Raw genomic sequence first — 15,018 nt, forward strand, 5'->3', positions numbered from 1 at the left:
ACTCTCTATATTAATTGCAGATGAGATCATAGACAAATGAGTGAGACCAATTCGTGTTCGGTGGATGTCGCAACTTTGTACATCGTTCCGACCCCGATCGGCAATTTAGCCGATATCACCCAACGCGCGCTGGAAGTTCTTGCCAATGTAGACTTAATTGCCGCTGAGGACACGCGCCATACCTCTCGCCTGTTGTCCCATTTTGCCATTTCTACCCGGACTTTCGCGCTGCATGATCACAATGAACAGCAGAAAGCGGATGTACTGATAGACAAATTACGTCAGGGCAGCAGTATCGCGCTGGTCTCTGATGCCGGTACACCTCTCATCAGTGATCCAGGATACCATCTGGTGACGCGCTGTCGTCAGGCGGGTGTTAAAGTTGTGCCGCTGCCGGGAGCCTGTGCGGTGGTGACAGCATTAAGTGCTTCAGGGTTGCCATCAGACCGATTCAGTTTTGAAGGCTTTCTGCCGGCCAAGAGCAAAGGACGCCAGGATACCTTTCGTGCCTTGATGGAAGATCCGCGCACTCTGATTTTTTACGAATCACCGCACCGTATTCTGGATTCCCTGGCTGATATGCTGGCTGTGCTGGGACCGGAACGGCAGGTAGTGCTGGCCCGGGAACTGACCAAGACGTTTGAAACGATCCATGGCGCTCCTTTGGGTGAACTGATCCCCTGGCTGAATGAAGACAGCAACCGGATCCGGGGGGAAATGGTTCTGCTGGTGGCCGGTCATCGTGCAGATAAAGACGATCTGCCTGCGGAGGCGCTGCGTACCCTGAAGATTCTGGCGGCTGAGCTGCCGCTGAAGAAAGCCTCTGCGATGGCCGCAGAGATTCACGGTGTGAAAAAGAACGCGCTTTACAAGTGGGGACTGGAACACCTGGATTAAGCCAGAATTACCTGAGACTGATTACTTTCACGTCAGTTTCCGGGCAAAGGTGATCTTTCTCTGGTATCCGGGCCGGGAGTTTTATACAATCCGCGGTCTGAGTTGACCAGGTAACCGCTGCTTCGTTGATGTCCTTTGGGAGACTGACGAGGGGGAGGAAAGTCCGGGCTCCACAGGACAGGGTGCCAGATAACGTCTGGGGGGCGTAAGCCTACGACCAGTGCAGCAGAGAGCAAACCGCCGATGACTCGCTTGCGAGAACAGGTAAGGGTGAAAGGGTGCGGTAAGAGCGCACCGCGCGACTGGCAACAGTTCGTGGCACGGTAAACTCCACCCGGAGCAAGACCAAATAGGTCCCTAATGGCGTGGTCCGCGCTGGGGACGGGTAGGTTGCTTGAGCCTGCGAGCGATTTCAGGCCTAGAGGAATGGTTACCGCCGCGCAAGCGGAACAGAACCCGGCTTATCGGTTGACTCACTTCATTTTGGAAAGGTGATGTTTGCATTCGTGCGGGCATCACCTTTTATCGTTTCTGGGGGAGCAAACCGAAACGTTTCTCCCGGGCAATGCCCCGAAGCCGGCGGCGATGCAGGGCAAAACAAGGCAACCGCATCAAATGTTTGTCAGAACCGCTGTCGCTGTCTTGACAACATTTTTGCCGCCTTCGTACACTTCGTGTTGGTTTTTTGCGGAGAAAATGCGGATTCTGTGGCAAGAATTTCATTTTCCCTGTTGCCTGCATTCAAAGGGCAGGTATAAATAATGTTGTGTGTACTGACTGGGGCATAGAAACATTGCCCGGTTGGTGACCGATGACTGTCCTGAACAGTTCAGGCAGTGCAGCAGACAACCAACGCCCAGTGTTTTCTGGAGAGGGCATCCGGCCGGTGCCTTCAGTACGCTTTTTATTCAGCTGAATCAACAATTATGTCCGAACAATTTGCACATGTTTCCGTGCTGCTCCATGAGTCTGTCGATGGCCTGGCCATCAAACCAGACGGCATCTATATCGATGGCACTTTTGGCCGTGGCGGCCACAGTCGCCTGATCCTGTCCCAACTTGGTGAAGATGGCCGGTTATATGCCATCGACCGCGATCCGCAGGCGATTGCGGAAGCGGCTAAGATTGACGATCCGCGCTTTTCCATTATCCATGGCCCTTTTTCCGGTATGGCGGGTTATATGGCTGACCTGGGTCTGACCGGCAAAATTGACGGTGTGCTGCTGGATCTTGGCGTTTCCTCGCCTCAGCTTGATGATGCCGAGCGTGGCTTCAGCTTCATGCGAGACGGCCCGCTGGACATGCGAATGGATCCGACTTCCGGTGTGTCTGCGGCAGAATGGCTGGCGACAGCTGATGCTGACGATGTTGCCTGGGTACTGAAAGAGTTCGGGGAAGAACGTTTTGCCAAGCGAATTGCCCGCGGCATCGTGGAATACCGGACGAACCCGGACAATCAGCCGCTGGAGCGAACGACCCAGTTGGCGAAACTGATCGCGGATGTGTCACCGTTTAAAGACAAGCACAAACATCCGGCAACCCGCAGTTTTCAGGCAATCCGCATTTATATCAATAGTGAACTGGAAGAAATTGATACCGCCCTGCATGGTGCCCTTGAGGTGCTGGCTCCGGGAGGCCGTCTGTCCGTGATCAGCTTCCATTCACTGGAAGATCGTATGGTGAAGCGTTTTATCCGGAAGCAGAGCAAAGGACCGGAGATCCCGGCAGGTCTGCCGCTTACTGAAGACCAGATTAAAGCGCTGGGCAGTGCCGATCTGAAGGCTGTTGGTAAGGCGATTAAGCCAACGGCAGCGGAAACGCAGCATAATCCGCGAGCTCGCAGCTCGGTATTGCGACTGGCAGAGCGCCTATGAGTATTCAGCCAACACCTGCAGACAGTCTGATCCGTCAGATCGGTCGCGATTTGGCGACAGTCGGCCGTGTGCCGCTGGTACTCATGGTGTTGGTGCTGATCTCGGCACTCGGAGTGGTGTATATCACTCACCAGTCACGTCAGCTGGTGGCGCAGCAGGAGCAGTTACTGATTGAGCGGGATGACCTCGACATTGAGTGGCGTAACCAGCTGCTGGAGGAAAACTCGCTGGCAGAACACAGCCGTATTGAAACTCAGGCTGAGAAGGCGCTTGAAATGAAGCGCCCGAATACAAATAACGAAGTTGTTGTGCAGTGATGAAAAAAGACACGTCTGCTCCCGAACCGCAAACCCCACGCCCTGCATCTGCCTCATCCGCCTTTATTCCTTGGCGCTTCGGGTTAATCTGCGTAATTATCGCACTGGCTCTGATCGCTTTGATTGGCAGGGCTGCGTATATCCAGGTTCTGGAGCCGGGCAAGCTGATTCAGGAGGGAGACCTCCGCTCGTTGCGTGTCAAAGCGATGCCTTCTGCACGGGGCATTATTTCCGATCGCAATGATGAGCAACTGGCTGTCAGTGTACCGGTACAGGCGGTCTGGGCTGATCCTGTTGATATCTATAAGCATGGCGGCATTACCGAACCGGCCCGCTGGCATGCGCTGGCCGATGTTCTCGGGCTGGATCGCAAAGAGATGCTGTCCCGACTGGAAGAGAACAAAGCACGTCGGTTTATCTATCTGCAACGTCAGGTCAGCCCGGCGATGGCGGCTTATGTCGGCCGTCTGAAACTGCCCGGTATCGGACTGAAAGATGAGTCCCGCCGTTTTTATCCGGCTGGAGAAGTCAGTGCGCACCTGATCGGGGTGACCGGTATTGACGGACGCGGTCTGGAAGGAGTGGAACGCACCTACGACGGCTGGCTGACCGGAGAACCGGGACGCCGCACCGTCCGAAAAGACCGCTACGGCAGGGTGGTCGAAAACATTTCCCTCAAACAGCGGGAGCCTGGTAAACCGCTGACCCTGAGTATCGATCAGCGCCTGCAGGCCGTCGCCTATCGTGCCGTGAAGCAGGCTGTGGTGGATTACAACGCAACTTCTGCATCGATTGTCATGGTGGATGTCCGAACCGGCGAGGTTCTGGCAATGGTCAATGCCCCGTCTTACAACCCAAACAATCGCGATCAGCTGCAAAGCTTCCGGATGCGTAACCGGGCTATTACCGATGCAATGGAGCCGGGTTCTACGATCAAACCTTTTGTGGTGCTGGCAGCACTGGAAAACGGTGTTGCTGATGAGCAAACCATCATTGATACCGGCAACGGCATTATGCAGGTCGGCGGCAGCCGGGTCCGGGACGTGTCCCGGGTCGGCAAGGCGGATCTGGCGAAAATCCTGAAAAAGTCCAGTAACATCGGGGTCAGCAAATTATCACTGGCAATGCCGGTTGATGCCGTGCTTGGCATGTACAGCGGGATGGGATTGGGAGAAGCCTCGGGGATTAACCTGATTGGTGAAGCCCAGGGGCTGTTTCCGGATCGCCGTCGCTGGTCTGATTTTGAACGCGCAACACTGGCATTTGGATACGGTATTTCGGTAACACCGATTCAGTTAGTGCGCGCTTACGCAACTCTGGGAGCGATGGGCGTAAACCGGCCATTGTCGATCCTGAAAACTGAGGCTGTGGTACCTGGTCGTCAGGTAGTCTCTGCAGCGAATACCCGTAAAGTTCTGAATATGCTGGAAGGCGTGACTCACGCGGACGGCAGTGCCAAGCGGGCTGCGGTGCCGGGTTACCGGGTTGGCGCCAAAACGGGGACCGCGAAAAAAGCGGCTGCCGGGGGCTACAGTGATGAATATGTTGCCATGACCGCAGGTCTGGCACCGATCAGTGAGCCGCGGATTGCCATGGTTGTCGTGGTAAATGAGCCGCAGGGCGATGCGTATTATGGGGGTCAGGTTGCGGCACCGATTTTTTCAGAAGTGATGGGCAGTGCCTTGCAGATTCTGAATGTCAAACCTGATGCCGGAAAGGGTGATCAATTAAATATCGTACACAACAGAGGCAAATCTGATGCCGGAACCTGATGTTTCACTTTCTCTGGGGGAGCTGCTGGCTCCCTGGTTTGATCCAGCCGTCCTGACACCATCTGTCGCGGCACTGGCTGTGCGTGAGCTGACAATGGACAGCCGGGCGGTGTCGCCGGGCTGTATTTTTGTGGCCATTAAGGGCCATGCCGTGGATGGTCGCCAGTATATTGCTGCTGCAATTGCTGCAGGAGCCGCAGCGGTGCTGGCTCAGGCCGAAGAGAATCAGTCAGACGGACAGGTGGATTATCTGGACGATGTTCCGGTGATTGCGATTCAAGACCTGCAGGATCGGTTGTCCGAGGCGGCGGGAAGGGCCTATGGCCAGCCGGATCAGAAACTTCAGCTGGTCTCGGTGACCGGCACCAACGGTAAAACCACGGTCAGTCAGCTGCTGGCCCAATGGGCAACATTGCTGGGACGGACTTCCGGGGTGATGGGCACCACAGGAAATGGTTTGCTCGGCAGCCTGGTTCCTGCGATGAATACGACCGGGAACGCCATCGATATTCAGCGGACGCTGGCTGATCTGGCTCGTCAGGGGGCGGACTTTGCCGCCATGGAAGTTTCCTCGCATGGTTTGGTGCAGGGGCGGGTCAAGGCTGTGCATTTTGCTGCCAGTATTTTCACCAACCTGAGCCGGGATCACCTTGACTACCATGGTGATATGGATGCGTACGCAGCTGCGAAACAAAGCCTGTTTACCCAGCATCATGCAGGTATTGCTGTGATCAATGCCGATGATGCCGTTGGGCGGGCTTGGCTCATGACCTTATCTGATGCCGTGGCAGTTGCCACCGACCGGCAGTGTCTGGCGGCACATAGCGGACCGAAACTGTGGCTGACCGCTGTCAGTTACTCCACTCAGGGCGTGACAGTATCGTTTGACTCCAACTGGGGGGCGGGTGAATTCACTGCACCTCTCGTAGGCGCCTTTAATGTGTCGAACCTGCTGCTCTCGCTGGCAACGATGTTATCGCTCGGCTATGTGCTGGATGCGCTGCTGGCGGCAGCACCACGTCTGCAGGCCGTGACTGGCCGGATGGAAGTTTTTCAGACCGCTGACAAACCTATGATGGTGGTTGATTATGCTCACACCCCGGACGCGCTCGAGAAAGCGCTGGCGGCCCTGCGCCACCATTGCGAAGGGCAATTGTGGTGTCTGGTGGGCTGCGGTGGCGAGCGGGATCGCGGTAAACGACCGATGATGGCGTCCGTGGCCGAACAATTGGCAGACCATGTGATTTTGACCGACGACAATCCGCGCAGTGAATCACCGCAACAGATTGTCGCCGATATGCTGGCTGGCCTGACGTACCCAGAACGGGTCCAGGTCATCCATGACAGGGCCGAAGCCTGTAAACAGGCATTCATTCAGGCCGGCACCGATGACATTGTGCTGGTGGCCGGAAAAGGGCACGAGGATTATCAGGTCCTGGCGGGGAAAACAATTCACTACTCCGATCGTGAAACCGTTCAGGCCTTGTTGGAGACACACGCATGATTCAGGTGACACTGAACGAGCTGGCGAGGGCGCTGGACGCCCGTCTGATTGGTCAGGACGTCAGTATCGGGATGGTATCAACCGATACCCGGACGATTGAGCCGGGGACACTCTTTATTGCGCTCAAAGGTGAGCGTTTTGATGCCCATGATTTCGCCACACAGGCTCAGGCGCAGGGAGCAGCAGCACTGCTGGTCAGCCGACCGCTGGACGTAGCGTTGCCGCAGCTGCTGGTCGACGATACCCGGCTGGCTTTGGGGCAACTGGGGGCCTGGCTGAAAGCGAAGATGACCCGTGAGCACGGACTGAAGACGGTGGCTCTGACGGGCAGCTGCGGTAAAACCACGGTGAAGGAAATGGTTGCGGCGATTCTGGGTCAGTGCGGTGAGGTGCTGGCCACTGCCGGAAACTTCAATAATGACATCGGTGTGCCGCTGACGCTGCTGCGTCTGACACCGGAGCATGATTTTGCCGTGATTGAGCTGGGTGCGAATCATGAGAAAGAAATCGCCTATACCACGGCGCTGGTTCAGCCAGAGGCGGCGCTGGTCAACAATCTGGCGGCTTCTCATCTGGAAGGCTTCGGCTCGATGGATGGCGTGGCAAGAGCCAAAGGCGAGATTTTTGAAGGGCTGGTGCCGGGCGGCACGGCTGTAATCAACCTTGATTCCAACGCTCTTGAAATCTGGCAGCCAGTACTTGCTGACAAGCAGGTTATCAGCTTTGGCATGCCGGAAGCGGCGGCTGAAACGGCTCAGAAAACTGTCGCAGGGCTCTCAGCCAGCGGGATTAGCATTAACCCTCAGGGCTGCCCTTGCTTTACAATGCATACCCCTGCCGGTGATGTGACACTCACGCTGCCGGTGGCCGGACGTCACAATGTTGCCAACGCGCTGGCGGCCGCAGCTTTGGCTCTGGCAATGGGGGCGACGTTGACGCAGGTCGTGGCGGGACTGGAACAGATGATGGCAGTGAAAGGCCGTGCTCTGATCCTGAAACCCAGAACCGGACTGCGTCTGATTGACGACACTTATAATGCCAGTGTGGCATCTGTGAAAGCTGCGATAGATCTGCTGGCTGATTTCGAGGGACAACGCTGGCTGGTCTTTGGCGACATGGCTGAGATGGGACTGGAAAGTGAGCGGATGCATCGTGAGATTGCGGATTACGCCCGGCAAAAACAGCTGGACCGCGTGATGACATTCGGCAAAGACAGTGCCATTGTCAGTGCGCTGAATCAGGGACAGCATTTCAGTGATAAACCAGCTCTGCTGGACGAACTGACAACACTGGTACAGCAGCATCTTCATCAGGAATCCTTGAAGGATCCTCAACAACAACAAGAGATAACAGTGCTGGCAAAAGGGGCGCGCAGCGCCCGGATGGAAGATGTGATTGCCGCATTGCAGGACTTATAAGAATGATTTTTTGGTTAGCAGACTTACTTGAGTCGACTTTTCCTTTTTTCCGTTTGTTTGAATACCTGACGTTTCGCGCCATTATCAGCGTGCTGACAGCGTTGATTCTTTCCCTGTGGATGGGACCTCGCCTGATCGCTCGTTTGCAGATGATGCAGATTGGACAGGTTGTTCGTCATGATGGTCCGGAGTCTCATTTCAGCAAGCGCGGAACACCGACGATGGGCGGGATTATGATCCTGGCCGCCATCACTTTGACCGTGCTGCTCTGGTCTGATCTCAGTAACCCTTATGTCTGGGCCGTGCTGACGGTGATGCTGGGTTACGGCGTTGTGGGTTTCATCGATGACTACCGTAAGGTTGTCCGTAAAAATACCGACGGCCTGGTCGCCCGCTGGAAGTATTTCTGGCAGTCAGTGATTGCGCTGGTCGTGGCGTTTGCTCTGTATGTACACGGAAAAGACACGGCGGCAACACAGCTGGTGGTGCCGTTCTTCAAGGAAGTGATGCCACAACTGGGTTTGCTGTATATCGTCCTGACCTATTTCGTGATTGTGGGTACCAGTAATGCTGTGAACCTGACGGATGGCCTGGATGGACTGGCCATTATGCCAACCGTGATGGTTGCGGCAGGGATGGCGTTTATTGCCTGGGCAACCGGCAACGTGAACTTCGCCAGCTACCTGAATATTCCTTATATCAGCGATGCCAGTGAACTGGTGGTCGTCTGCGCCGCGATTGTCGGGGCCGGGCTGGGTTTCCTGTGGTTCAATACCTATCCGGCTCAGGTCTTTATGGGTGATGTGGGTTCACTGGCGCTGGGTGGCGCATTGGGAACCATCGCGGTTCTGGTTCGTCAGGAATTGCTGCTGGTGATCATGGGCGGTGTGTTCGTGATGGAAACCGTGTCTGTGATCCTGCAGGTGGGCTCTTATAAACTGCGTGGTCAGCGGATTTTCCGGATGGCACCAATTCATCACCACTATGAACTGAAAGGCTGGCCGGAGCCGCGCGTCATCGTGCGTTTCTGGATCATTACTCTGATGCTGGTGCTGTTTGCGCTGGCAACCCTGAAGGTACGTTAAGATGGAACGCTTGGCACTGGCAAAAAATGTCGTTGTCGTGGGGCTGGGCGTGACCGGGCTGTCTGTGGTGAATTATCTGAAAAGACAGCCTGTGGCACCGCAGATCCGGGTGATTGATACCCGTGCCAATCCGCCGGGTCAGGATCAGTTACCAGCGGATGTCGCGCTGAGTGCCGGTGCGTGGCAGATGGACTGGTTGCTGGCGGCCGATCTGATTGTCACCAATCCTGGTGTGGCATTAGCGACACCGCAATTGAAAACGGCTGCCGACGCAGGAATCCCGATTGTCGGCGATATCGAACTCTTTGCCTGGGCGGCGGATAAACCTGTCGTCGCCATTACCGGTTCAAACGGAAAAAGTACGGTCACCAGTCTGGTGGGTGAAATGGCAGCGGAAGCTGGCATGAAAGCTGGTGTCGGCGGCAATATCGGCCTGGCGGCACTCAATATGCTGGGGCAACAGAATGCGCTGTATGTTCTGGAACTGTCGAGCTTCCAGCTGGAAACGACAAGCTCGCTGGATCTGGTTGCGGCGGCCTATCTGAATCTGTCTGAAGATCATATGGACCGATACGACAGCTTTGCGGATTACGGTCTGGCAAAGCAGCGGATTTTCCGTCATGCCCGGCTGGCGATCAGCAACCGGGACGATGCAGCGACACAGCCCGCTGAATTTTCCGGTAAACAGACCAGCTTTGGTTTTGATGACCGGGATTACGGTCTGATCCAATATCAGCAGGAAGAATACCTTGCCGTCAACGGTGAACCGGTTTTGCCGAGCCGGGAGCTGGCGCTGGTAGGCCGTCATAATGTTGCCAACAGTCTGGCTGCGCTGGCACTGGCCGATGCGGCCGGCATTGATCGCGAAGCATCCTGCCGGGTACTGCGCCGGTATACCGGCCTGCCACATCGCTGTCAGCGCGTGGTGCAGGCGCATGGCGTAGACTGGGTCAACGATTCTAAAGCAACGAATCTCGCCAGTACGCTGGCGGCGCTGAACGGACTTTCGATCCCGGGCCGTTTGCATCTGTTGGTTGGTGGTGACAGCAAAGGCGCAGATTTTGCGCCGCTGAAAGCCATTCTTGAAACACTGAACGTGCAGCTGTACTGCTTCGGTCGTGACGGTCACCGGTTTGTTTCTCTGACTGCCAATCCGGTCGTGGTGGAAACGTTGGATCAGGCGATGGCAATGGCCGCGGCAGAGGCAACAGCCGGAGACATGGTTCTGTTGTCACCGGCTTGCGCCAGTCTGGACCAGTACCCGAACTTTATGGCTCGCGGGGATGCCTTTGCGGAACTGGCGCAGAGCCTGAAAGATCAGGTGCGGGGAGCGCACGTATGCTGAAAGGGGTCAAAGAAGCCCTGTTCGAAATCAGCCAGTGGTTTAGCCGGCCGGCACCGCCATGTCAGTATGACCGGCAACTGGTGTGGATCAGCCTGTCTCTGATGGTGACCGGGCTGGTAGTGGTGAGCTCGGCTTCTGTCCCGGTCGCCACCCGACTGACTGACATTCCTTTCTATTTTGCTCTGCGCCATGCCTTCTTTCTGGTTTGCGCGTTGCTGATTGCAGCGCTGATGGTCCAGGTTCCGCTGGCGCGCTGGCGACAGCTCAGTGTTCCGATGTTGTTCGTCTCACTGGCGTTACTGGTGATCGTGCTGGTGCTGGGGCGCTCGGTTAACGGTGCGGTGCGCTGGATCCCGCTGGGGATTTTTAACTTGCAGCCAGCCGAAGTTGCCAAGCTGTCGCTTTTTGTCTTTCTGTCAGGATATCTGGTGCGCCAGTATCAGCAGGTCCGGCAGAGTTTTTACGGTTTTATCAAACCCCTGGCAGTTCTGGCGCTGATGGCGATTCTGCTGTTGCAACAGCCGGATCTGGGTTCTTTCGTGGTGATGTTTGTGACCACGGTTGGCATGCTGTTTATTGCCGGGGCCAGGTTGTGGCAGTTTCTTGCGATGCTGTCGATGGCTCTGGTCGGCATTGTGATGCTGATTGTTTTTGAGCCTTACCGGATGCGACGGGTGACAGCGTTCCTGGATCCCTGGGAAGATCCCTTCGGCAGTGGCTATCAGCTGACCCAGTCGCTGATGGCTTTTGGCCGGGGTGACTGGCTGGGGCAAGGGCTGGGAAATTCAATTCAGAAACTTGAGTATCTGCCGGAAGCCCATACGGACTTCGTTTTTGCCGTTCTGGCTGAAGAGCTGGGGCTGGCGGGAGTGACTGTTGTATTACTGCTGATTTTTGCGCTGGTCTTCAAGGCACTGCTGATTGGCCGGAAAAGTTTGCAGTCCGGTCAGTTGTTCGGTGGCTTTCTGGCTTTCGGGATAGGCTTTTGGTTTGCCTTTCAGACGTTGGTTAATGTGGGAGCCGCGGCCGGCATGGTGCCGACCAAAGGTCTGACTTTGCCGCTGATCAGTTATGGTGGCTCCAGCTTATTCATAATGTCGACTGCAGTGGCAATCTTACTGCGTATCGATCATGAGCAGCGCCATCAGGCACGCTTCGGCCATGCTCAATCAAGTGATGAAAATGACAATGACGAAAAATAAACGCCTGTTGATCATGGCAGGCGGAACAGGTGGCCACGTATTTCCGGCGCTGGCTGTTGCTCGCCAGCTCCAGCAGCAAGGCTGGGAAATTCGCTGGCTGGGCACCGCGGACCGGATGGAAGCCGAGCTGGTACCTAAGCATGGTATTGAGATTGATTTTATTCAGGTCAAAGGATTACGTGGTCAGGGACTGAAGAAGCTGCTGGCTGCACCGTTCCAGATTCTGGGCGCCATTGCGCAGGCCCGTCGTTATATCAAGGCCTGGCAGCCGGATGCTGTGCTGGGGATGGGCGGATATGTCAGCGGACCGGGTGGCGTGGCTGCCTGGCTCAGCGGAATTCCGGTGATTTTGCATGAGCAGAATGCTGTGGCGGGTTTGACCAACCGCTGGCTTTCCCGAATTGCAGCCAGTGTATTGCAGGCGTTTCCGGGTGCGTTTCCGGGAAAAACGGTGGTCGGAAATCCGGTTCGCCGTGATGTAACCGAACTGGCCGGGCCTGAATTACGGCTGGCCGGACGGCAAGGTCCGACCCGTATTTTGGTGATGGGCGGAAGCCAGGGCGCGCGGATTCTTAACCAGACGCTGCCACAGGCTGCGGCAATTCTGGGCAAGGCCGTTGATATCTGGCATCAGGCCGGAAAAGGCAATCAGATGGCTACCGAACAGGCATATGCCGATGCTGGTGCGTCTCAGTACAAAGTGACTGAATTTATTGATGATGTGGCATCCGCGTACGACTGGGCTGATTTGGTGGTCTGTCGCTCCGGTGCTCTGACCGTTTCAGAACTGTCAGCAGCAGGTGTCGGTGCGATTTTCGTTCCTTTTATGCATAAGGACCGCCAGCAGGCTCTTAACGCCGACCATTTAGTCGCTTGCGGCGCCGCTTATATGATTGAGCAGCCAGAACTGACGGCAGATAAACTGGCTCAGCTGATTGCCACATTGGACCGCCCTGCATTGCTGAATATGGCCGGGGCGGCGAGAAAAGCTGCAATACTTGACGCAGATGTCCGGGTGGCAGATGTGATCAAGGCGCAGGCAAAGTAACAGATAAGAGAACAGAGTGATGAATAAACTGGATAACCAGCAAATAGCCAAAATCAGAACGATGGTGCCAGAAATGCGCCGGGTTGAGCGCATTCACTTTGTTGGAATAGGCGGTGCCGGTATGAGTGGTATCGCTGAGGTACTGCTGAACGAAGGTTATCGGATCAGCGGCTCAGATATCACGCCGAATTCTGTGACTGAACGTCTTTCAGAGCGCGGTGCAGAGCTGTTTTTCGGCCATGCCAGCAGTAACGTGGAAGGCGCCAGCGTCGTGGTCGTTTCGACGGCGATTGCTGCAGATAACCCGGAGCTGAAAGCCGCGCGTGCATTGCGTATTCCTGTGGTACGCCGCGCTGAGATGCTGGCAGAGCTGATGCGTTATCGTCATGGTATTGCCATTGCCGGTACGCACGGAAAAACCACCACCACAGCACTGACAACTCAGATTTACTCAGAGGCTGGCCTGGATCCAACGTTTGTGAACGGCGGTCTGGTGAAAAGTGCCGGAACCAATGCCCGTCTGGGATCCAGCCGTTATCTGATTGCTGAAGCGGATGAAAGTGATGCGTCGTTTATCCACCTGCAACCGATGGTGTCGGTGGTGACGAACATTGAAGCAGACCACATGGATACCTATGGTGGTGACTTCGAAAACCTCAAACAGACCTTTATTGATTTTCTGCATAATCTGCCGTTCTACGGTCTGGCGGTGATGTGTATTGATGATCCGGTCGTGCGTGAACTGTTGCCGCGTGTCGGCCGCCAGGTGATCACTTACGGTTTTTCTGAAGATGCGGATGTACGTCTTGTTGATTACCGTCAGCAGGGGCAGCAGGGCCATTTTTCGATCCTGCGAAAAGGCAAGCCAGCTTTGTCGGTGACGCTGAATATCCCGGGTCGCCATAATGCTCTGAATGCGACCGCTGCTGTGGCTGTTGCGACGGAAGAAGGCGTAGAAGATGACGCGATTCTGCGTGCGCTGGCTGAGTTCGAAGGAACGGGTCGCCGATTTGACCACCTTGGCGAGTTTGAAACCGGAAAAGGGAAAGTCATGCTGGTGGATGACTACGGTCATCACCCGAGTGAAGTTGATGTGACAATCCAGGCGGCTCGTGCCGGTTGGCCGGACAAACGGCTGGTGATGATCTTCCAGCCACACCGCTACAGCCGGACGCGTGATCTTTATGATGATTTTGCCAATGTGCTGGAGCAGGTGGATGTCCTGCTGATGCTGGATGTTTACAGTGCGGGTGAAGCTCCGATTCCGGGCGCTGATGGCCGCTCATTGTGCCGGACCATTCGTGGCCGGGGTAAGATCGATCCGATTTTTGTTCCGAATGCAGCCGCATTACCTGCCGCTCTGGCGAATGTTATGCAAGAGAATGACCTGGTCCTGACGCAAGGTGCTGGTGATGTTGGTAAAATTGCACGTCAACTGGCTGCACTAGGGTTGGATGAGAAAGAAATGAAGAAATAATGTGCTCCAGAGCCAGCCTGTCGTTAAAATCTAGGATATTTTGTGTCACTTTCTTGCGCTTTTTCGCTAAGCTTGTGGAAAAAGGCTGAAAAATCCTGTCGATGAATATGCAATGATGTTTCACGGCAGGAAATTGCGGACAATAGTTGGAGAGCTTCGTGTTGGTCGGTATAATCGGCCAACTTTTTTGCTGTCCTCGCCTGGATCTGGTGAAATTTTATGACAGGTAAGTCTTCACTTCGCTTGTCTGGTGATCAAAATAACGGCAGACTGATATGGTTCAGGAAATGAAGTGTTAAATCATGACTGAGGCAGCCTTAAAGCAGAATCATTGGGTTTCCGGCCCATGGTCCCAGTGGCGCGGCCTGAGCTTTCTGGCTTTGGTGATTGCCGGAATGATCTGGCTCTTTGTATCCGTGATGCACTGGATGACAGATGCCAACCGGATGCCGCTGTCGCAACTGATCATTCAGGGCGATCTGGAACATCTGACAACGGAGCAGGTGAGACAGGGAATCCTGAAGATGGGGGCATTAAGCAGTTTTATGCTGCAGGATGTTGATGAAATTCAGTATACACTGGAATCGCTTCCCTGGGTTGCGCAGGCATCGGTCCGCAAACAATGGCCGGATACGGTAAAAGTTTATCTGGTCGAGCACCGACCTGCGGCGGTCTGGAACGACAAGTTTCTGGTCAATCAGCAGGGACTGGTGTTTGAGGCGCCTGCGTCGGACGTATCCGGTGAATCTCTGGTGACGCTGGAAGGTCCGGACGGTAGTAGCGAAGAAATGCTTAAAACGTGGCGCGAAATGCAACCTGAGTTGCAGCGTGGCGGATTGGAAATTGTTAGGCTGTCATTGAATCAACGGCGGTCCTGGCGAATCTGGCTCAGTAACGGCATTCGGCTGGAGCTGGGGCGGGAAGCGCGACTGGAACGAATCAAGCGCTTTTTATGGCTTTACCCCGAGCTGGAACAGCAGGGCAAAGCAATAGATTATGTCGATCTGCGTTACGATACGGGTGTCGCCGTAGGTTGGCAGCAGAATAATGAAGAAGTGGTTCAGGAATAGAGCGTGCGC

13 protein-coding genes and 1 other RNA gene are annotated in these 15,018 nt (G+C 55.3%); all 14 read left to right on the forward strand.

Features of this window, described 5'->3' with window-relative positions; genetic code table 11:
- Positions 1 to 36: 36 nt before the first annotated feature.
- The 14 genes from rsmI (at position 37) to L4174_RS02035 (ending at position 15,009) form a co-directional block, all read left to right on the forward strand.
- The gene (rsmI, locus tag L4174_RS01970; protein WP_248143911.1) at positions 37 to 897 is read left to right on the forward strand and encodes a 16S rRNA (cytidine(1402)-2'-O)-methyltransferase; all 861 of its coding nucleotides are present in this window, start codon (positions 37 to 39) and stop codon (positions 895 to 897) included.
- Positions 898 to 995: 98 nt separating this feature from the next.
- An RNA gene (gene rnpB, locus L4174_RS01975) (RNase P RNA component class A) lies at positions 996 to 1,377 on the forward strand.
- Between the two features lie 14 nt (positions 1,378 to 1,391).
- Positions 1,392 to 1,655, forward strand: a complete 264-nt coding sequence (locus L4174_RS01980; protein WP_248143912.1) for a hypothetical protein — start codon at positions 1,392 to 1,394, stop codon at positions 1,653 to 1,655.
- A 168-nt stretch (positions 1,656 to 1,823) separates the two neighbouring features.
- Positions 1,824 to 2,771 carry a 16S rRNA (cytosine(1402)-N(4))-methyltransferase RsmH gene (rsmH, locus tag L4174_RS01985; protein WP_248143913.1) on the forward strand — a complete coding sequence of 316 codons (948 nt, stop codon included), beginning with the start codon at positions 1,824 to 1,826 and terminating at the stop codon, positions 2,769 to 2,771.
- Complete coding sequence (gene ftsL, locus L4174_RS01990; protein ID WP_248143914.1) at positions 2,768 to 3,088, forward strand: cell division protein FtsL; 321 nt, start codon at positions 2,768 to 2,770, stop codon at positions 3,086 to 3,088. The genes rsmH and ftsL overlap by 4 nt, the downstream gene beginning before the upstream one ends.
- Positions 3,088 to 4,860, forward strand: coding sequence for a penicillin-binding transpeptidase domain-containing protein (locus L4174_RS01995; protein WP_248143915.1), 1,773 nt, complete (start codon positions 3,088 to 3,090; stop codon positions 4,858 to 4,860). The genes ftsL and L4174_RS01995 overlap by 1 nt, the downstream gene beginning before the upstream one ends.
- Entirely contained in the window at positions 4,847 to 6,364 is a 1,518-nt protein-coding gene (murE, locus tag L4174_RS02000; RefSeq protein ID WP_248143916.1) for a UDP-N-acetylmuramoyl-L-alanyl-D-glutamate--2,6-diaminopimelate ligase, read from the forward strand. The genes L4174_RS01995 and murE overlap by 14 nt, the downstream gene beginning before the upstream one ends.
- Positions 6,361 to 7,782, forward strand: coding sequence for a UDP-N-acetylmuramoyl-tripeptide--D-alanyl-D-alanine ligase (murF, locus tag L4174_RS02005; protein WP_248143917.1), 1,422 nt, complete (start codon positions 6,361 to 6,363; stop codon positions 7,780 to 7,782). The genes murE and murF overlap by 4 nt, the downstream gene beginning before the upstream one ends.
- A gap of 2 nt (positions 7,783 to 7,784) precedes the next feature.
- Positions 7,785 to 8,867, forward strand: a complete 1,083-nt coding sequence (gene mraY, locus L4174_RS02010) for a phospho-N-acetylmuramoyl-pentapeptide-transferase (protein WP_248143918.1) — start codon at positions 7,785 to 7,787, stop codon at positions 8,865 to 8,867.
- A 1-nt stretch (position 8,868) separates the two neighbouring features.
- Positions 8,869 to 10,212 (forward strand): UDP-N-acetylmuramoyl-L-alanine--D-glutamate ligase, encoded by a 1,344-nt coding sequence (murD, locus tag L4174_RS02015; protein WP_248143919.1) that lies wholly within the window; start codon positions 8,869 to 8,871, stop codon positions 10,210 to 10,212.
- Positions 10,206 to 11,414, forward strand: coding sequence for a cell division protein FtsW (ftsW, locus tag L4174_RS02020; RefSeq protein WP_248143920.1), 1,209 nt, complete (start codon positions 10,206 to 10,208; stop codon positions 11,412 to 11,414). The genes murD and ftsW overlap by 7 nt, the downstream gene beginning before the upstream one ends.
- Positions 11,401 to 12,462, forward strand: a complete 1,062-nt coding sequence (murG, locus tag L4174_RS02025; protein ID WP_248143921.1) for an undecaprenyldiphospho-muramoylpentapeptide beta-N-acetylglucosaminyltransferase — start codon at positions 11,401 to 11,403, stop codon at positions 12,460 to 12,462. The genes ftsW and murG overlap by 14 nt, the downstream gene beginning before the upstream one ends.
- Before the next feature lie 19 nt (positions 12,463 to 12,481).
- Positions 12,482 to 13,939, forward strand: coding sequence for a UDP-N-acetylmuramate--L-alanine ligase (gene murC, locus L4174_RS02030; protein WP_248143922.1), 1,458 nt, complete (start codon positions 12,482 to 12,484; stop codon positions 13,937 to 13,939).
- A gap of 302 nt (positions 13,940 to 14,241) precedes the next feature.
- Positions 14,242 to 15,009 (forward strand): cell division protein FtsQ/DivIB, encoded by a 768-nt coding sequence (locus L4174_RS02035; RefSeq protein ID WP_248143923.1) that lies wholly within the window; start codon positions 14,242 to 14,244, stop codon positions 15,007 to 15,009.
- The last annotated feature ends 9 nt before the right edge of the window (positions 15,010 to 15,018 follow it).

It is taken from the genome of Photobacterium sp. CCB-ST2H9 (assembly GCF_023151555.2).
In the GTDB taxonomy this organism is placed as follows: Bacteria; Pseudomonadota; Gammaproteobacteria; order Enterobacterales; family Vibrionaceae; genus Photobacterium.